The sequence below is a fragment of the Oenococcus kitaharae DSM 17330 genome (assembly GCF_000241055.1).
In the GTDB taxonomy this organism is placed as follows: domain Bacteria; phylum Bacillota; class Bacilli; order Lactobacillales; family Lactobacillaceae; genus Oenococcus; species Oenococcus kitaharae.
In genome coordinates this window covers 1,222,280-1,242,119 of the sequence record NZ_CM001398.1, presented here as the reverse complement: position 1 = coordinate 1,242,119, position 19,840 = coordinate 1,222,280, and the positions used below count along the sequence as shown (strand labels likewise).

Sequence of the window (19,840 nt, the reverse complement as noted above, 5' to 3'; positions counted from 1 at the left end):
AAAAAAAACGAACGAATTTTCTCATAATGAGAAAATCGTTCGTTCATAGAAATTATGAAACAGAATCACTAGCCGACGATGCGGCGGATACAATTATCTCGAATCCCTTCCCAGGTATATGGAAAATTATCTGGATTGACAATATCGGACAAATTAGAAATGCCGACGCCACCTGTCGGCGAATTTGGCGAATCATGCAAGAAATAGCCACCGCCGAGATAAATACCGATATGATTATACTCATCCATGAGGAAAATATCGCCACGTTTCATAGAGTCCCACGATACTGGACGGCCTTCTTCTGCCAATGACCAAGTCACAACAATAGAACGTTTTCCAAGTACGATACCAGCCTGCTGATAGCACCAATAGACAAATGACGAACAATCAAATCTTCTTTCAGCAACAGACCAATCGTTGCGACCGCCTCCCCACAGATATGGCGACTTGCCAACAATCGATAGACCAGCAGAAATTGCGCGTTCTATTTGTGAATTACCGCTAGTGAGATTCCCATATTGGTCAGTGTGATAACTATGTCCACGATCCCAAACGGTCGCGTTTGTCTTTAAAACATGTGAGTTCGGATCGTAATACTTCACACCGTTCACGTATTGAAAGCCACTAGCCAAGGCGTGCGCGTCAATCCAGTAATGTTGGTTGCCATCCTGGACATAGACATAAGTATATTGGCCACCATTGGGACGTACAGTCACGACTTCTTTCAGCAAAGTCACTTGATGGGCATTATAAGGTAGTCCCTGGCGATCAGGCAAAAGCGTATTCATTGCGGTCAAGCCGGGACCGTTAACAAAGATACCATCATTACGATGTGTCTTCTTTTGGACAATCAATGACTGACCGCTAAAGTTCTTCTGAGAAACAATCCGAGCAAACTGCAAATTTTCAAGCCTGAGCCAATATGTCTTACCATCGACTAGGATCTTGGCGAATTGCTCAACAGCCTGTGTCGCATTATCAGATAAACGATCAATTTCCGTGACCTGAATTGATCTACCAATCAAGCTGTCAACTGTCTGGCTGCTGGAAAAAGCGTCGGGACTATTTTTAGGGAGACCGGTATATAAGCCTTGATCCTGTCCAGTTTGCGGTGTTATCCAAGCGGAATAATCGACATTGTCTCGAGAAAGAATCGGTGAAAATAGGCCGCGCAGATCAATCCAAAAATAAGTTTTGCCATCCAAAGTGATGCGAGCGTATTGATAAGTCCGCCCGTTTGAGGCCCGTTTGGTTGTGTCAATTTCGGACACTTGTACTGAACGGTGATTAAATCCAGACCAGGATGCCTGAGCGATTGCGTCCCAAGAATTTGGATCAGTCTGAGCCGGAGCTGAGTACAGGCCATCATTTCGGCTGCTGCCATTGATAGCCGCTGTAAAATCGACTGGCATGCGATCAGTGATTTGATCAAAATCAATCCGTTTTATAGCACGATAATCAATCCAGTAATCGGCAGAACCATTTTGGATATGGGCGTAAGTATAGGTCTGGCTGTTTCCCGGCCGTTTGGTATCGACGAGCTCGGTCACGGTGACGAGTTTTTGATTCAAAGCCTGTGCATCCCCAACATACTTCATAGTATCGAGACTCGTCAAAGCGGGATTGCTGTATAAATAATCATGACGTGAAGACTGATCAACGATTGCCTGAAAATTTTCTGGGCTTCGCTTATCAATCTGCGCAAAATGATAGATAGTGACTGCTCGTGTATCGATCCAATAAGTCTTGCCGCTTTGATCCTGAACCTGATAATAAGAATAGTACTGGTCATTGCCGCGATCAGTTTTGTCCATTTCCAGAATTCGTACTTGCTGCGAATTAACTGTTGCACCATCAAAGGCAGGCTGGAAAGTCTCAGCTGATGTTAGTGCCGGGCCATATAGAAAGGCACCATCATGACGGCCGTTCTCATTAATGTAGCCTTCGTCATTCATACCGGTCTTTTTGACACTTGCGTATGTGGTTGTTTCAAGCGCTCGTAAATCAAGCCAATAGATATGGTTGGTTCCGCCCACGATAATTTTCGCGTACTGATAAGTCTGCCCATTAGCGGCACGCTGTGTCGAATCTATCTCAGTTACCAAAGCAATCTGGCCATTTAATGTCTTTGCGCTGCCAACTGGCTGCATGAAAGCGGCAGCGGTTAGAGCTGGTGCTGAATATAGCGAATCATTTCGTGTCGTCTGACGGATGATAACCGGATAGACTGCACTGGTATTCCGGCTTAGAATCTGATCATATTTGACTTGAGTCGAGGCCTGGTTAGCTGTCGTATCCGCGCTTATCGATTCCATCGGCCCAAACATGGAAAACAAAAACAGCGACATAAAAGCTGCCAAACCTGTTATCAATAATCTTCGCAATTTGACCGAAAAAACCAAAAACATCCCCAGCTCCTCAAAAAACAGAACTTTATTTATTATGACCTAAAATCCCTGTCTTTACAGAAGCAATTGCAAATTGTCGCTGCTAACGAAGTTGCCTATAATTAACTTGCGTCCTTTTTGGCACAATCGAAAGGAAAATTAATGACAGAAAATCACTATCAATTCGAAAATAAAGTTGTCCTGATCACGGGAGGCGGCAGCGGTATCGGCCGAGCAATCACTCAGGCCTTTTTGCAAAACGGTGCCAGCGTCGCGATCGTTGGCCGTCGTCTTTCGGCTTTACAGGAGACACTTGCCGGCTATCCAGCAGAAAAAACACTCGCTATCGCTGAAGACATTTCAAAACCCGAGTCTGCTCATGAAATCGTCGAAGAAATCTTGGAACATTTTCACAGATTGGATGTCGTCGTCAGTGATGCCGCAGTCTTCAAGGGCGGTGATTTTGATAAAGTCAGCGTCGCCGATTGGGAAACGCTGCGCTCGATCAATGTTGATGCATTTTTCTACCTAGCTCAAGCTGCCCTGCCGGCTTTAAAAGCAAGCAAAGGTAATTTCGTGGCCATCTCCTCTGTCTCCGGAAGTTTCGGAGATTGGAAACAAGCCATTTATAATGCCAGCAAACATGCGATTAACGGTTTCGTCCGTTCGCTAGCACTTGATTGGGGCGCCTTCGGTGTCCGGATTAATGCCGTGGCACCAGCTTTCACACTGTCTGACATGACGAAAAATGCCATCCAAAACCCAGCACAATTAGTACCCTACAATAACCGTGTTGCTTTGGGCCGTGTGGAAAAACCGGCCGACGTTGCGCCTGCCGTCCTCTTCTTGGCCTCAGCAGATGCTGCCTACATCACAGGCACAATCCTGACGGTCGATGGCGGTACAAGTGCTTCAACTGGCCAGCCGCATCTCGCTTAAACAAAAGAAAACCCAAGCTTAATTGCTTGGGTTTTAATTTACTCAAAATTTCTGCAACATGAATCTATCAAGCACTAACAACCAGCAGTGACTTGATCGCTTCACGCTTGTCCATAGCTGCATAGGCATCTTCGATAAGATCCAAATCAAAGCGCTTAGTGAAGACTTTGCCCGGATGAATCTTGCCCTGCAAAACAGCATCCAGCAATACCCCACGATCGTAAGTTGTGACAGATGCAATCCCGCCGCGCAGGCCGATGTTGCGCCAGAACAAATCATTTGTGTCCATTTCAGTCTTCTGCGGCACACCGACACGGCCGACAATTGAGCCCGGACGGCCGACTTTGACAGCTGTATCAATGGACTGCTCCGTGCCGACACATTCCAGCACAGCATCTGCACCAGCGCCATTAGTCAGCTCCAAGACGCGAGCAACAGCAGCGTCACCACGTTCTGGCACGATATCAGTAGCACCGAAAGATTTGGCTAATTTCTGACGGTCTTCATGACGGCTCATGGCAATAATCCGTTTGGCACCCAGCAATTTAGCACCGATAATTCCGCAAAGGCCCACGGCACCATCGCCCATGACAACGACTGTATCGCCATCTTTAACCTCAGCACTGGCAGCCGCATGATAACCAGTCGCCATCACATCAGCCAGCGTCAGCAAGTCATTTAACTGCTCATCGCTATAATCTTCAGGCTGTCCCGGAATCTTGACCAAGGCCCAATTAGCATTTTTAAAACGCAGATATTCAGCCTGATAGCCCACAATTTCAGAATCAGTCTTCGTCATGCAATCACCATCAAATCCGGCTAAACATGCAGCACAATGACCGCAGCCATGTGTGAATGGTGCGATGACAAAGTCGCCCGGTTTAACATTTGTAACTTGCGACCCAACAGATTCAACAATCCCAATCGCCTCATGGCCAACTTGCGAATTCAGCTGGCGCTTGGAAATGCCGCGGTACCACCACAAATCCGAACCACAGACACAGGCGCGAACGATCTTCAAAATGGCATCAGTCGGCGCCTTGATTTCCGGTTTAGGCAGATCCTGTGTCTCAATCTTGCCTGCTTCAACAAAAATTCCTGCTTTCATCTTTCCATCTCCATTTCGTATACCTCCATCATAGCCTTATTTGAAATGGGCTGATTTCAGATGATCATGCAGTCGCTTTATCCAATTCCACGACTTGATCGCTCGCCAACAGATGGGCATCCAAGGCATATTTTGCCGGCCCGAATTGCTCGTAAAGCTGGAAATAATAGGCTGAATTCGTCAAATCCATGACACATTTGTACTGCGTGTAATCCGACTCGCCATTAGCCTGAATTTTGACACCCTTAGGGATATCAAAAGCATTTAAAAGATGGAAAACAGCCTTCGCGCCAGCCTCGCCGCCAGTCGTCTTGCCAATATAATTTCTCAAAAAAGCTGCTCTGATAAAACGCGAAACGGAACTATAATCGCCCGGCAAGCCCAATGCACCATATCCAGGGCCGTCAGAAATGGATTTAAAACTGCCGTACTGTCTATCAGCATGATCCTGCGGCTGCAAATGATTGTAACGGCGCAAGTTTTCCATGTGCCAGCCATACGCCGGCGAATTAGTCATGACGCCGACCTGATTATCGTAATAATGTACGCCGCTCGCCGTGATTTCCAAGACTTTTGAGACACCGGATTTATCAGCCAGCACCCAATGCAGCGGGACGACAATTTTCAAGAAACGATTTTCCTGATTGACGATCACGACTTTTTTAAAACGGTCAATGAAATCCGCCACAGATGACGCCTGGCTTAATCCCCAAGCGACCAAGTCGGCAGATTCAAGATTTGTCTTATCGGGATCGGCTTCATCAGCATATTTAGCGTTTTCTGAAAAATAGAGCGCGGCCATCGAAAAACCCGCTGCATTGAGTCCGTCAGCGAATATATAGCCACCGACATTGGCACCGGCGCCCAAAAAAGCTTCGCGGCCAGTGAATCCTGACTGCCCTGCCAAAGTGGCAAAATGGTAATTTTTCGGGATGTAGATTGGTTTGGCACCCAGCTGAAATGAAAAATCCATCGTCCGAGCCAGCATGCGGACATTATCCTCTGTCTGATACGTAATTGATGTGCACATAAAAACTCCTTTCAGATTTGATTGAGATCATTATAGGAGCTTTTAGTAATAAGTTGTCAACCTTCCCCGAAATAAGGAATAATTAAAGCAAGGAGCGAAAACATGACCAAATATCTTATTTTTGCAGCTGAATTAATCGCGATTTTTCTTTGGCTTTTCTTCGGAGCAAAATCTTTTTGGGCTGGCCTTCTCGGCGTGATTGTCATTATCGCCATCTCACAATTCCTGCATTGGTGGCTAAAAGCTCGATAAAAAATTATTTCAGGTTAGCCCGCTTTTTCAATGCATCCAAAGCTGCCAAATCCGCAACAAAGGTCGCAGGATCGAAAGTTGGCAAAGCCAGATTGGCCCAAGTCATCTCGGCACCCTGGTAATCTTTGCTGTCGCCATAATCCGCATAGAGCTTAACCGCGCGAGTAAAATCATTGAAAACCTGCGTCAGTCCTAAAGAATCAGGATGTCCATAACGTACCATGTTGACTGCGATTTTAAGGCGCGTCAGTAAATCAGCATCAACAGTCTGCAGGGCCTGAGCGAGCAGAACTAAATTATCTTTCAGCACAGGCGTCATCTCTCCTAAATTTGGCTGAATGACAGGCTGCAGAGAAACAAGTGCCAGACGCATCTGCTTATTTCGGCGACCTTTTGGCAACAGGAAAACAAGCAGCGCAATAACTAGGACTAATCCGATCGCCAAAAAAATCAGGATAAAACGATTGAATTTCTGCAAATAAGTCTGGGCATACGCATGCTGGCTAGCTTTCGTTTTAGCTTTGACGCTTGGATCCATGTAAACATTGATCAGGCCCGCGGCACGGCGAACCATCTTATCAATGCCTTCACCATAGGATTGCTTTTGCATCATGAGCTTATCTTCATCATTCACAATCCAGGAAATAGCGTTATTCCCTATCTTGCTGCGCAAACCGCTGCCCGTCACAACCGATACTTGGCGTTCTTTAATCGCTACATAAATCAGTAAAGCCGTGTCATGCGGCCGTTTATCAAGTTTGTGTTTTTTAAAGGCCTGTTCGGCTTGCTGGGCAGCGTTTTGGCCATGAGTCGTTGGCACGGCCACCACAAAAATACCCGGGTGATGCTGGTCGCGAGCCATATAGTAGTGATTAATGAAGTTGATATCATCAACAAAAAACCCAGAGATGTATTGCGACTTGTCAAAGACATAACGTGTGCGCGTCTCCTTATCCCAATAATCGGTCGGATAAGCCCTCGCGAACGCTTTGACCTTTGCTGAAGGCGGCTTGTAGCCAGCCAATTTTTCAGTACTCGGCCAACTGGCAGTATTCGATGGCAAAGTCAGAATGAAAAAGTGGATAATCGTCCACCCTATAAATATCAGTAAAACACCAACGATAACGATTCTTAGCTTCTGAAATTTGATAGGCATGCCCAGCTTTCTAGATTTGGTCGGTGGTGTGAAAACGACCAAGTTATACAAACAGCATAAGCCTAAAAGTTACGATATTGGGTGTCAAAGAACATCTGAATATTCAAATAAAAAATCAATAGTCGCTTTTTAACAAATTGCCCAAATCACTATCCAGACTATTATATTTATCAGTCCAACCATTATAGGTGCCAACAGGATTCGAGCAATTATCATAAAACTTATTCAGCAAGTTCAGCATTTTTTTGCTGCTGGAGTAATTGCTGGCAATCCGTGTGACATGTGGATATTTATCATAAATCAACCTAATTTTGGAAACATCATCTTCTATAGAAGAAATCTTGGCCTGTGCTTTAGACAAGTTACTAGATTGGTCACTGACAGCCGCGTTAACAACTTTGGTGATGCCGTCTGAATTATAGTCAGCATTATCATCATTAAAATAGTTTTGCCACTTACCGTAAATATAAGATCCGGATTTTTCAATTTCCGAACCAGCAAGATAGCCACTGGCAAGCACATCCGCCTTATAGCTACTTGATTCTTTAATGGCAGCTTTCCGATCCTGCTTTTCTCGGGCAATGCGTGCTTGCCTCAGATTAGCTTGATATTGATTGTTAGCAGCCCATCCACCAAACACCGCGAAAATAAGTAAAATTGGCGATAGAAAAAGAACGATTTTTGAAACCGTTCTAAATTTCTTTAAGATTAATAAAATTCCTGAAACGACAAATAAGACCAAACTAATTGACGCAATTATTACGCACAATAAAAAAACGCTCTTCATAATCTCCCCTTTAAATCCCTTTACCCATTTAAATTTTAGTTTAAAACGAGATTTTCCGACAGGAAATTTGAATTTTCACTCAATTTTATTTGCAAACTATCATATAAAGAACTATCTGGCGGTGCTAACTGGATTTGATATTTATCTGAGCCACAAGCACAAATAGTTATGCGAGATAAAGTAAGTTCTACCTCATTGATCTGACACACATCTGAAGCTCATGTTTGGTGTCATACAAGACCAGCATGGGGTTCTACCTCATTGATCTGACACACATCTGAAGCTTAAATCAGGGTTTTCCCACGCACGGGAAAGGGTTCTACCTCATTGATCTGACACACATCTGAAGCTGCATACTTTTATGTATTTTGTAAGCTGTAGGGTTCTACCTCATTGATCTGACACACATCTGAAGCATATTTTTAGTGACATTACAGATAAAAATGGGGTTCTACCTCATTGATCTGACACACATCTGAAGCTTAAAAGGATGTTGACCGGCTTTTAAATAAGGGTTCTACCTCATTGATCTGACACACATCTGAAGCTGCATACTTTTATGTATTTTGTAAGCTGTAGGGTTCTACCTCATTGATCTGACACACATCTGAAGCCGAAGGTGACAAGATTATTCCGCTTTGCCGGGGTTCTACCTCATTGATCTGACACACATCTGAAGCATAGCGCCGGCGTTTATGGACTGAACGGTTGGGTTCTACCTCATTGATCTGACGCACATCTGAAGCGGTTGTTGGCATCTGGTTGCATGCCAACGGGGGTTCTACCTCATTGATCTGACACACATCTGAAGCATGATCGACACCAGTCTTGATGTAGCCTTCGGGTTCTACCTCATTGATCTGACACACATCTGAAGCCAAGAGACGAAGCACAGGGGATTGATTCTAGGGTTCTACCTCATTGATCTGACACACATCTGAAGCCACCTGCGTCACGAGATAAGATTTGCTTTCGGGTTCTACCTCATTGATCTGACACACATCTGAAGCTTTGATCTTTTTGCGAAATTGCTTTGAAATGGGTTCTACCTCATTGATCTGACACACATCTGAAGCGTCAAGGGACAAAATTCCGTCGTTTATCAGGGGTTCTACCTCATTGATCTGACACACATCTGAAGCAATTTTGGCGAGCTTCATGAACCACCGCTTGGGTTCTACCTCATTGATCTGACACACATCTGAAGCATTTTCTGGGCTCAGAAAAGAGGAAGTGAAGGGTTCTACCTCATTGATCTGACACACATCTGAAGCTGAACCGGATAAATTACCAACGGCTTTGTAGGGTTCTACCTCATTGATCTGACACACATCTGAAGCTGGCAGAACTATTTAGAGAAACCTGATAAAGGGTTCTACCTCATTGATCTGACACACATCTGAAGCCCCATTTGGTTGTTTAGCCAACGTCGCTATGGGTTCTACCTCATTGATCTGACACACATCTGAAGCTTCTATGAACTCCGGTTTGAGCATATACGCGGGTTCTACCTCATTGATCTGACACACATCTGAAGCAATATGTTCCTTAAAAGGAATAAATTAGTTGGGTTCTACCTCATTGATCTGACACACATCTGAAGCAGGACTGATAGTCTGTTGAAGAATGTGGTAGGGTTCTACCTCATTGATCTGACACACATCTGAAGCATTGTTTGAAAAATCGCTCTCTAAGCAATTGGGTTCTACCTCATTGATCTGACACACATCTGAAGCTAGCAATGCCCTTTCCGATACCGGCCAAGAGGGTTCTACCTCATTGATCTGACACACATCTGAAGCGCGTTGTGAGAGCTTTTGTACCATTTACTTGGGTTCTACCTCATTGATCTGACACACATCTGAAGCTGCTTGGTAGTACTACTTCAATAGAAGTAGGGGTTCTACCTCATTGATCTGACACACATCTGAAGCCTACTTTTCCATCATAGAGCCAGTGGTCTCGGGTTCTACCTCATTGATCTGACACACATCTGAAGCGTTAATACTCTCGATTTTGATTTGATAACTGGGTTCTACCTCATTGATCTGACACACATCTGAAGCCACTTTGAGCCTTGATAAACAACGCATTCTGGGTTCTACCTCATTGATCTGACACACATCTGAAGCTTAATTTAGAAAGGATCGAGATGACAGAAAGGGTTCTACCTCATTGATCTGACACACATCTGAAGCAACCTTCTGATTGTGTATTGACGATATTTTGGGTTCTACCTCATTGATCTGACACACATCTGAAGCTTAATGCCCGTGTTTCTGCCAGTGCAGCTAGGGTTCTACCTCATTGATCTGACACACATCTGAAGCCCCAACAGTCAGCTTGAAAGGAGTAATAAAGGGTTCTACCTCATTGATCTGACACACATCTGAAGCTACGATTAACGGTAATTTAGCTCAAGGATTGGGTTCTACCTCATTGATCTGACACACATCTGAAGCCAAAGCCCAGCAAATTATGGTCATCCAACCGGGTTCTACCTCATTGATCTGACACACATCTGAAGCGCCATGGCGTGGCGATAAGCACACGATTGTGGGTTCTACCTCATTGATCTGACACACATCTGAAGCACTCGCATGTGTGTGCCTAAGCCCATGAATGGGTTCTACCTCATTGATCTGACACACATCTGAAGCTCGACATGCTGATTTCATCCGTATTGTACTGGGTTCTACCTCATTGATCTGACACACATCTGAAGCGTGGCGTGTCCGAATTCCAGCAAATGCGTTGGGTTCTACCTCATTGATCTGACACACATCTGAAGCCTTTTATCTGCAAGATTGTTTTCAAATCATGGGTTCTACCTCATTGATCTGACACACATCTGAAGCACAAATGCCAATGGGTTATGAGCCACTGAAGGGTTCTACCTCATTGATCTGACACACATCTGAAGCGCGATTACCTCAAATTGATAATATCCGTTTGGGTTCTACCTCATTGATCTGACACACATCTGAAGCACGAATAGGTCGGTACGGCCTATTCGTTGCGGGTTCTACCTCATTGATCTGACACACATCTGAAGCGCTTGCCAACACTCAAATAGTTGAGGTTGTGGGTTCTACCTCATTGATCTGACACACATCTGAAGCCGTTTCTGTTTCACCTAATCCAAATATCACGGGTTCTACCTCATTGATCTGACACACATCTGAAGCGCATAACCATTGGTTCTCAGCACCGTTCCAGGGTTCTACCTCATTGATCTGACACACATCTGAAGCCGTTTTTCACACGTACAGGCAAATCACAGTGGGTTCTACCTCATTGATCTGACACACATCTGAAGCTGCTTAACACTTCGCCGTTTGTATCAATTAGGGTTCTACCTCATTGATCTGACACACATCTGAAGCGTTTGGTGATATTGAAAGTCAATCGTATCAGGGTTCTACCTCATTGATCTGACACACATCTGAAGCCCAATGTTTCGACCAATTGCTTTGTTTGAAGGGTTCTACCTCATTGATCTGACACACATCTGAAGCATGATTGAGGTAAAAAAATGACCAAACTTTGGGTTCTACCTCATTGATCTGACACACATCTGAAGCCTTGAGTCACGGCATTCCCGACAGAAGCAAGGGTTCTACCTCATTGATCTGACACACATCTGAAGCCTTGTTGGTCTTGTGTTTGGCCGATATAGCGGGTTCTACCTCATTGATCTGACACACATCTGAAGCCCATTAGAACAGAGCTTGTAAAAAGTGGTGGGGTTCTACCTCATTGATCTGACACACATCTGAAGCTATCTGTCTTTAGCATTTGACAGAATTCTTGGGTTCTACCTCATTGATCTGACACACATCTGAAGCGCCATGTACAAATCCTAGCTGGGTGATTATGGGTTCTACCTCATTGATCTGACACACATCTGAAGCGGCAATGCCGATGATATGGCACATGGTGCAGGGTTCTACCTCATTGATCTGACACACATCTGAAGCAGACCGCATGTTCGTACTTTCTAGAATTGGACAAAGTCTTTATCGAAGAAATAGGAATTAGCTGCTTCAGTGAGATCAATTTTGGAATCAAACCTTTCTAAAAATAAGACATTTCTTTCCATTGATCTTGAATATTCAGCCAATTGATTGGTTTGGCCCATAGTCAAGTATTGAAAAGCATTCGTAAAAACAAGCAAATGAGGATCTGACAACTCAGCTGCTAGATCTATTGTACTTCGAATTTTATCGTAGGGCGTGTTGAGAATGGGCATATCTATCACGATTTTCCTAGATTTGATTGTCTCCATTAAATCAAATTCTAAGTTTAAATCTATTGGTAAATTGCTAGAAAAAATGACCTTTGTAAATAACCGATTAATTTGACCGTTAAGATCGTCAAGCTGTTGCAAATCCATTTCGTCAAAATTTTTTGATAAAGTTTTGATTGCTGCTTTTAAATAAAGCTGATTAAAATCAAAAACTCGTGTCACATCCCCAAAAAACGTCATATTTTTTTGCATCACGAGCTGTTTCCCACCACTCGTAATGATTGTCTTTCCTTCTTCTGACTGAAAATCTTGACAAAAATCAAAAAATAATTGTGTATCCTCAACCGAGAGTATATTCAGTCCCGTATCAAGAGCAACAGGATCAAATGGGTATCTCGTAATTTGATAATTCATATCACCACTACCTTTGCATCACTATTTCGAACATCTTCAATAGGATTACCGGCCAAAAATTCGATGGAGGCATATTGGTTTTCCGTGATCATGAGCGACTGAACAATGCCACTTTTCGGGCAAAGCTGTGCGACGCGCTTAACTAAAAAGTCCGCAGATTTTCGATTCATAGCGACTCTCACATATACGCTTTCTTGAATCATCAAAAATCCCTCATTAATCAACATCTTTCGAAACTGTCTGTAATTTCGTCTATCTGAGGCTGTTAAAGTCGGTAGATCAAAAAAAATCATTAAGCGCATAATTCGATACCTCATATCGCCACACTAACCGCAACTTCCGGTCGCTTGCCACATAAATAGTCGAGTGCGTTTCTTACATACTCCGTAATGGCACTGTTAACAGTCGCTTGGTGTTGCAAATAACCCACTTCATCATCAAATAATTCAATTAGCTCTATCTTATGCTGCAGTGATAAATCAAAATCTGTCATTTGTGCAACAGCACGATCAATAATCGGACGAAAGGGTTCCATCAGATCACAGGCGAGGTTAAAAACATTTTCTTGGCTATTATGATGAATGCCAAGTTCTGTCAGAAAACCATTTGATGAAATTTCTCGAGCAACGGTCGATAACAGAATCGAATAACCATAATTTAGCAACGCATTAATAGGTTCATCATCATTGTGCCTGACGAAACTCGGGCCAAAAAGTCTCGTAAAATACATGCGTGCAGCGACAGCTTCTCTATTCGAATTATCGTTCTGATTAACCTGTATGATTAGCTGCTCTAGTGATCGATCATTTTCAGAAAAAAAATCTAGACATTTCGATTGATTCAATATTTTGGATTTAACTATCTCGGCCCATAAATTTTGTTTTCTTTCAATGGGCCAATCAACCTGCTGCTGGATATTTTTATTTCGATTGCCACCACCTAAATAATTATTGATCTCACCAATCGGAAAAGCCTTGTCGTCAGTAAACAAAATACCGACTTGTCTTTTAAGCAGTTCCATGACTGCATAAGTGGTAATCACGGCTCTTGTGGTTGCAATAACCAGTAGTCGAATATCTTCCACCGGAATCTGATGAACATCTGTTTCAGTCTGAACGACGCACATATTCATTTTGTAAGAGATTTTACAATGTTGATTAATTAAAATATTTCGCCATGCCATCTTGCAAGCACTCCCGAATTATGTTCTAATGATGTTTGGGATTGATCATCCCAAACATCATTGGGTTCTACCTCATTGATCTGACACACAGCATTGAAGTAAAGCAAGATTAATTTCAAGCTTAATTTTCTTCACATTTTATGTGCAGAAGGGCTTATGCCCACAATACATAAAAAGTCCGCATTCACTTGCGGACTTTTATTTTGTCTCTTGATACAACTGTGCAACAGTTTTTTGAGTAGAAAATAAACCAGTGACAGACTGGAATATGAATTCATCAGTATCTGCCAATGTGAAATGCGAGGGAGAAAATAATCTCCCGAATCCACTCGATAAATTGATTTTCTTCAAGTCCGAAGAAGCCGGGCTCGCATGCAGGGCATCCAAAATCCTCTCCAGAGTCTGCTGTTTATCTTCATAATTTAAAGCATTAAAGTCATCACGATGTGCTTGTAACTTTACCAATGCATTTTGATGCAAAGCATACCTATTGAAAGCAAAAGATAAGATCGAATCAAAAGCTTTGTAAAAAGCTGATTCAATAGTCATTTCAGGCAAGTCTAAGCGGTTATGCAAAATATCAACGAGATTATCCTCTTTTGTTTTCAAGAGAGTGTTAATTAATTTATAGTCAGCCAAAGGCAGCCATAGCTGTTCGAAATTATGCAATTCAGTCGCTGATGAGATAGTAACTAAAGCACCATCTTTTTTTACCAACTGGCCATATGGTATATGTGACAAGACCATCTCAGCCTTAGGATATTTTCCACGAATCTGTTCCAAAATGTAATCTTCAGAATTCTTATCAGAATAAGTCCATTGCCGCAGCACATTGACCAATCGAAACTTATTTTTAAATTTAATTAATGCAGCATAGGCCGGTTTAGCTGAACTAAATCCACCGTATAGATCTACGGGCTTGTGTTTATCAAAGTTGATGGATGCTTTGCTTTTGGCATCATGCAAAACGGATGGATAACGACTTTCATCATATAATTGGCCCTTTTGGTCTTTTAACCTGCGAGTCACAGTTATTTTTCTAAAATTCATCACTTTATGCAGATAATCCAAATCAGCAATGGACCAATCAGCATTCTCCTCTGGCGTAATCTCACCAGTTTCTGGATTCAATTTTCCGGGAGCAGCATTCCGCATAGACCCAACAACAAAACCAAATGGATTAACTCTTTGCGACTGAGCATTTAAACGAGCAGCATGAATCCACTCTTTGATATAACGATTATATTGGTTTCCCGCACTGTCTGAAAGCTGACCTTTTTTCATTAGTCCGCTATTTTCTGTATATTGACCGACAGTTGAAAAAAGTAAGGCATCAAACGCGTGGTGATAATCATTAATATCACGGTTTTTAGGAATATCGACATAACGCCGCATGTCAGCCGTTAATGATGAACGAATGGCAACGGCTTTTGTTTCACCGCCAAAATGCGAATCAATCAAGCTGGCAACATTTTTGATAATTTGGCGTGTTTCTACCAGCGAACGTGCAATAAAACGCTCTTTCTCCATATCATCAAAATCACGTGTCCGAGTCAGATTAGCGAATTTGTGTTTACTCAATAGGCCCTGCTTTGAAAGCACAGACCAGAATGGGCGCATTTTATCGATTAAAGCTGGCAAATAATTTGACGAATCAGATTTGCGCCTGTTAGTAATATTGCTGACAAGCACACGGTTGTCTAAAGAATTATCTTTCGTGTAGGCTTGCGGAATAATATGATCAATATCGTAATTTGAAAGATTATCTAAATTCAACTTTTCGCCAGAGTACATATCTTTGCCTTGCTGCAAAAAGTACAAATATAGGCGGTCGTTTTGCAAAGCGGCAGCATCATATTGGCTCACCTGAGTCACAAGTTCCGACAGCCCGGCATTTTTTAATAATGTGCTTAGCTGATTTTTTCGAGAATTAGTTAGATGTGATTCTTGTGTTTTTCTTGCAAATTCTAGGTAAACACGTTTCGGAGCATAGCCAACAGCTTTTGTGATGTCATCCAGGATTCGAAAGGACTGAACAATACCACGTTTTATTTCCTTTGGACCAGCTAACTCATCAATGAGACTGTAAACATCTTGCTCATCCCCATCCGTCGTATTCTGTTTATCAATCCAGGCCCGAACGCCAAAATCATCCTCCGCGTTATTAATAATCTCCATCAAATTCATTTTTGTATTGTACAGAGTATCAATGATACTTTGGTTCATACGGGGAACATCAAAAGTCTGATTATCAATTTTATCAGCATTTTGAACAATTTTTGTGGTTAAAAGTTTCTTTGAAATCCGTCCCCAACCGGTGTAATGCTTTCTTGACAGTTTTTCTCGATTATGATCGGAAAGGCCATCTAACTGGTCAAGCTGCCTGCGCAAGACTTTTTTATCTTCAAAAACGGTTTGTAATTCTGTTATTTCTTCCAACAATTCTTCATTGCTAGGATTTTCAACAAATTCTCTTCCTAAAACCGAAACAAGATAATTATAGGTTGTTAGTGCATTATTAAAATTCTTCCCATTTACATCAGCCAATCCTTCAATTTGAGTATCTTCTGAAATATAACCGGCCTGAACCAAAAAATCCTTCAAGTTCGTTGCTGAGACTGTTTTTTGTACCTTAAAAAGATGTTCGAATGCGTCTTGTTTTGCCCTAATGTCCAAACGGCGGCCGGATACTCGGATATTGTTTAGTTCCTGTAGAACATCAAATTTCTGATACAAAAGCGAATTTTTTGGTAATGTGGGTTCGCCTATCAAATATGTATCCGTACCCGTCAATCTCTCAATAAATCGCCTGCCTGATTTATCCAAATCTACGACTTGACTTAAATTCCATGGCGTAATCGTATCATTGGACTTTCTTACCATCCAATGATTGGTTGGATCGGGAATATTTTTTCCATCATCTGCAATTTTTTGTTCTTCCTCTACCAAGGGGCCGACATAATACGGCACACGAAAATTAATTAGAGCCGTTATTTTATTCAGTTCATGACTATTTTCCTGATATGTATCCTTCAAAAATGGATAATAAATACCTTGTTTTTCAATAATTTGTTCCAGTTCATTACGGTGAAGCTGATGAGGAATCGTACCATTATTTTTTGTTCTTTGAATTGGTAAGAATTGATCATCATCAATTTTTTTAAGAAAATCAGCTTTTACATCATCCGGAATGTCGGCAGAACTTATTTCATCTTGAAAAATTTTTTTGGCCTTTTTGCGATCATCCTCGTTATCGCTTTGTAAAGCCAAGTAGGCTGCGTTGATACCATCAAATTTTTTGCTTTTCTCATAGAGACCATTGCCGGCATTTTTTGCATTACGAATATGAGATTTTATGTATTCCCAATCTTTTTGATGTTCATTAAAGCGGCGAACCATCGCGGCACTGACCGTTTTATCATCGCCTAGAAGCATTTTCAAGGTCAAACCATCAAAAGCCGCCTTTAAATCACAAAGAAACTCAAATTCAGTATCTGACAGCAATGCTTCACTATCTGCAATTTTCTCATCAATATCAGCATCATCAAAAGAGAATTTGTAATTTTTTTGTTCATCTTTGGAAATAGCTGATGAATCCAAGCCAAATATCGCCATCAAATTAGCTTGATTACCAACGACAGATTTTAAAATTGCCTGAATTTGTTTTTTGCTTTGTAGATCTAAAATGTCAAAAGCAGTTTCTGCTGTTTCTGCGCGTTGAGACTTCGAACCATGTTTATCAGTTAATGCAGCAGACAACTTCTTTTCATCAATTTTACCAAGTAAATTTTCGTCCGAATTATTTGACTCGGCATATCTCTGAATAGCATCTGCAAAAGTGTGTACGTCAAAAGCAGAATCTGCTTTCACATCGCCTTCGATGAGAAAGTGACCACGATATTTGACTAGATGATGAATCGCTAAATAGACTTCTCTGAGATCATGCTTTTGGTCATCATTCATCAATGCCAATCGTAAATGGTAGATTGTGGGATATTTCCTATAAAAATCTTTATCCTGTTCTTTGGAATCGAACAAGAGTCCGGCGGCAAAATGAGCCTGGTTTGATTGGTCCTGTGGATGAACCCAAGAATATTTGAGACGTGCAAGAAAATTTTCATCCCCGAAATCTGTCAGTGGCCCTGCAAATATGTCGTTCAATAGCCTTAAACGCCAGTGCCTGCGTGACAATCGCCGACGTGTCGTACGATAGCCTCGTCTTTTTTCTGCAGTAACGGCAGAATCAAAAAGCCTGACTCCGATCAAATTCTTACTTTTTGCTCGAATCAAGTGATATTTATTGTCAATCGCCGCCCAGCCAACAGAACTCGTTCCAATATCCAACCCAACTGAATAATCCCGTGCCATAAAAACCATCCTTTTCGATATAATTTTAAACTTAATTAACACGGAAATATAAGCAAAATTAAAAAAATAAATGGCTATTTGAAAGAATGGCTGATACCAAATATCATTAAAATTTAGTTTTTAATATTAGTTCGTCAAAGACATAAGTTTATTTCGCAGTTCATCATCGACTGCATAAATACATAAGCCGCGGACACCTCTTTTAATTAACACATTTAACTCATTTCGAAGGTGCTGCTCAGAAAAATCCTGACCGTCACGTTTTTTAATTGCATTATGATTGGCACTTGCATCGCGATCAAAGACCAAACGACCATTACGCCATTTAACCGATGGCCCGATAATCAAACCTGCATAATTTAAATCGAAACCTTGAATCGTAAATGTTGATCCAATTTCATTAATTGTATAATCCCGCTCAGCCCAAGAAAGACCTTTATTGCGTTTCCTATTGGTTTTATTTTCTAATTCCAAATTCCATGGCAATGAGAAATCACCAACGGTCACACGCCAGAGCCCGCCATTTTCAGGCTCCTTGTTTTCAATATATTTCCAATCAAAAGTCGCGAGCATACGGGACAAGCCGAATCGCTGATCTTGATTCTTTTGCTTAATTTGCTCGTACATTTTTTCGGGATCATCAAAAATTTTCAGGTCGTAGCTGTCGTCTTTAGGGATTTTGGTGAGTGTGCCTTCAACAAAATCATCAATCCACTGAATTGTATTCTCGTTTGCGTGGATGCGAAATTGATGATTCAGCTTAATCACCTTTGCTCCAACATATAATTTCGCGATTGACTCATCGGACAGATGCTGTTCGGATCTCAGAATCTGATTTTTGTCGAAAACAGCAATCACAACTCGGGCATGTTTGCGAATATCATCCAGTTGATTTTTGCCACGATAAGCTTGTTTACCTTGAGTCCAAAGTAAATGTGCCTCATCAACTAAGGCAACATCAGCAATTGGCTGGTTTTCCATATAATTTAGCCAGACAGTCGGCTTATAAACGACTTCTTTATTTTTTGAACTCAAATTAAGTTTCTTGGCGATTTGCTGGTAAACAGTCAACTGCTGGTCATGATTCACAAGCAGAAAACTCCTCGCATCATTAATAATCGAGTTGCTGAATTCTCCTCCGCCGTGTGAGGCGAATTCATAGAACAAGCTGCTCAGCAAGACTGTTTTGCCAGTTCCGGCGGCTCCTTCGACAATGATTAACTGGCCAATTTCGTCTCTAGAAAGTGCAGCCTCGGTTTCCGCAACAATTTGGTTTTTATCATTTCGCTGTTCTTCGGAAAGGTTATGGAATGGCGAAGCTTTGAAAAGTGCCGAATCTCTGACAACATTTAGAGGTGGAATTAATTCAGGCTCAATCAGATGCATTTTTCGCCATATTTTATTAAAAATTTCGCCTGTCAAATTGGAGGTGAAATAAGTTCCCTGCTGATTGCCCCGGCCATTCAAGGAAACAACATTATCAATGCCAATCATATGATTGATAAGCCGGTTCTCAATATCCAAAGTCATTGACTTATTAAAATGATCATGGCCAATAATCATGATCTGCGCATCAGAATTCAAATGCTGTAATTTATCATTTGCATTCTCAAGATGCTGTTTTGTTCTCTGAATAATCCAGTTGGCTTCTCCAACATAGACATCAAAGTTCAGCCTCCCTGCATTATCTTTTTTGTCATTGACAACATAAACAGTCGGATAATCCTCAATGTAGTGCTTTTCCTCAGAGTTGATTAAAACATCATCAAGACTCTCAATCGAAGCCTCGGAATACTTTATTTTTTTAATGATTGGCGGATTTATCATAATTAATTCACTTAATTATAATGTTAAAAACATTCCCAAAATAAATATTTTTCAGCGATTTACATCCAAAGCGAACTTGCTTTCCCCTCCTCACCGTGATATCGTATCAAGAGGTTAAAATAAAAGTAAACGATACCTTT

12 protein-coding genes and 1 CRISPR repeat array are annotated in these 19,840 nt (G+C 41.8%); of the genes, 2 read left to right on the top strand and 10 right to left on the bottom strand.

Translation table 11 applies throughout. The features are described 5' to 3' along the window. Window positions 1–68: 68 nt before the first annotated feature. On the bottom strand, window positions 69–2,315 hold the full coding sequence (locus OKIT_RS06285; protein WP_169311635.1) for a GW dipeptide domain-containing protein: 2,247 nt from the start codon (window positions 2,313–2,315) through the stop codon (window positions 69–71). A gap of 234 nt (window positions 2,316–2,549) precedes the next feature. On the opposite strand from OKIT_RS06285, the gene budC reads away from it, so the two are divergent. Continuing rightward, the gene (budC, locus tag OKIT_RS06280; protein ID WP_007746244.1) at window positions 2,550–3,326 is read left to right on the top strand and encodes a meso-2,3-butanediol dehydrogenase; all 777 of its coding nucleotides are present in this window, start codon (window positions 2,550–2,552) and stop codon (window positions 3,324–3,326) included. Between the two features lie 67 nt (window positions 3,327–3,393). On the opposite strand, the gene OKIT_RS06275 is transcribed toward budC, so the two are convergent. Continuing rightward, the gene (locus OKIT_RS06275; protein WP_007746243.1) at window positions 3,394–4,434 is read right to left on the bottom strand and encodes a zinc-dependent alcohol dehydrogenase family protein; all 1,041 of its coding nucleotides are present in this window, start codon (window positions 4,432–4,434) and stop codon (window positions 3,394–3,396) included. A gap of 64 nt (window positions 4,435–4,498) precedes the next feature. Further along, complete coding sequence (locus tag OKIT_RS06270; protein ID WP_007746242.1) at window positions 4,499–5,464, bottom strand: choloylglycine hydrolase family protein; 966 nt, start codon at window positions 5,462–5,464, stop codon at window positions 4,499–4,501. Between the two features lie 102 nt (window positions 5,465–5,566). Here OKIT_RS06270 and OKIT_RS09655 point away from each other — a divergent pair, with 102 nt between their 5' ends. Next, window positions 5,567–5,716, top strand: a complete 150-nt coding sequence (locus tag OKIT_RS09655; protein ID WP_155811386.1) for a hypothetical protein — start codon at window positions 5,567–5,569, stop codon at window positions 5,714–5,716. Window positions 5,717–5,720: 4 nt separating this feature from the next. Here OKIT_RS09655 and OKIT_RS06265 read toward each other — a convergent pair whose 3' ends face one another. From OKIT_RS06265 to OKIT_RS06235, 7 genes are all read right to left on the bottom strand, one after another. Further along, complete coding sequence (locus OKIT_RS06265; RefSeq protein ID WP_007746238.1) at window positions 5,721–6,872, bottom strand: TPM domain-containing protein; 1,152 nt, start codon at window positions 6,870–6,872, stop codon at window positions 5,721–5,723. Window positions 6,873–6,987: 115 nt separating this feature from the next. Next, entirely contained in the window at window positions 6,988–7,659 is a 672-nt protein-coding gene (locus OKIT_RS06260) for a hypothetical protein (RefSeq protein WP_007746236.1), read from the bottom strand. 182 nt (window positions 7,660–7,841) lie between these two features. Then, window positions 7,842–11,639: direct repeats of the CRISPR family, unit length 36 nt; unit sequence GGGTTCTACCTCATTGATCTGACACACATCTGAAGC. 20 nt (window positions 11,640–11,659) lie between these two features. Further along, complete coding sequence (gene csn2 / locus OKIT_RS06255) at window positions 11,660–12,322, bottom strand: type II-A CRISPR-associated protein Csn2 (RefSeq protein ID WP_007746224.1); 663 nt, start codon at window positions 12,320–12,322, stop codon at window positions 11,660–11,662. Next, the gene (cas2, locus tag OKIT_RS06250) at window positions 12,319–12,624 is read right to left on the bottom strand and encodes a CRISPR-associated endonuclease Cas2 (protein ID WP_028291739.1); all 306 of its coding nucleotides are present in this window, start codon (window positions 12,622–12,624) and stop codon (window positions 12,319–12,321) included. Before cas2 ends, csn2 begins: the two co-directional genes overlap by 4 nt. Before the next feature lie 11 nt (window positions 12,625–12,635). Continuing rightward, the gene (cas1, locus tag OKIT_RS06245; protein ID WP_007746221.1) at window positions 12,636–13,505 is read right to left on the bottom strand and encodes a type II CRISPR-associated endonuclease Cas1; all 870 of its coding nucleotides are present in this window, start codon (window positions 13,503–13,505) and stop codon (window positions 12,636–12,638) included. A gap of 198 nt (window positions 13,506–13,703) precedes the next feature. Continuing rightward, window positions 13,704–17,873, bottom strand: coding sequence for a type II CRISPR RNA-guided endonuclease Cas9 (cas9, locus tag OKIT_RS06240; protein ID WP_007746220.1), 4,170 nt, complete (start codon window positions 17,871–17,873; stop codon window positions 13,704–13,706). Between the two features lie 126 nt (window positions 17,874–17,999). After that, on the bottom strand, window positions 18,000–19,700 hold the full coding sequence (locus OKIT_RS06235; protein ID WP_007746219.1) for a DUF2075 domain-containing protein: 1,701 nt from the start codon (window positions 19,698–19,700) through the stop codon (window positions 18,000–18,002). Between the last annotated feature and the right edge of the window lie 140 nt (window positions 19,701–19,840).

Excerpts from the sequence above, each read along its gene's own strand:
- OKIT_RS06285 (WP_169311635.1), bottom strand. The coding sequence starts at position 2,315 with ATGGAATCGATAAGCGCGGATACGACAGCTAACCAGGCCTCGACTCAA.
- budC (WP_007746244.1), top strand. The coding sequence starts at position 2,550 with ATGACAGAAAATCACTATCAATTCGAAAATAAAGTTGTCCTGATCACG.
- OKIT_RS06275 (WP_007746243.1), bottom strand. The coding sequence starts at position 4,434 with ATGAAAGCAGGAATTTTTGTTGAAGCAGGCAAGATTGAGACACAGGAT.
- OKIT_RS06270 (WP_007746242.1), bottom strand. The coding sequence starts at position 5,464 with ATGTGCACATCAATTACGTATCAGACAGAGGATAATGTCCGCATGCTG.
- OKIT_RS09655 (WP_155811386.1), top strand. The coding sequence starts at position 5,567 with ATGACCAAATATCTTATTTTTGCAGCTGAATTAATCGCGATTTTTCTT.
- OKIT_RS06265 (WP_007746238.1), bottom strand. The coding sequence starts at position 6,872 with ATGCCTATCAAATTTCAGAAGCTAAGAATCGTTATCGTTGGTGTTTTA.
- OKIT_RS06260 (WP_007746236.1), bottom strand. The coding sequence starts at position 7,659 with ATGAAGAGCGTTTTTTTATTGTGCGTAATAATTGCGTCAATTAGTTTG.
- csn2 (WP_007746224.1), bottom strand. The coding sequence starts at position 12,322 with ATGAATTATCAAATTACGAGATACCCATTTGATCCTGTTGCTCTTGAT.
- cas2 (WP_028291739.1), bottom strand. The coding sequence starts at position 12,624 with ATGCGCTTAATGATTTTTTTTGATCTACCGACTTTAACAGCCTCAGAT.
- cas1 (WP_007746221.1), bottom strand. The coding sequence starts at position 13,505 with ATGGCATGGCGAAATATTTTAATTAATCAACATTGTAAAATCTCTTAC.
- cas9 (WP_007746220.1), bottom strand. The coding sequence starts at position 17,873 with ATGGCACGGGATTATTCAGTTGGGTTGGATATTGGAACGAGTTCTGTT.
- OKIT_RS06235 (WP_007746219.1), bottom strand. The coding sequence starts at position 19,700 with ATGATAAATCCGCCAATCATTAAAAAAATAAAGTATTCCGAGGCTTCG.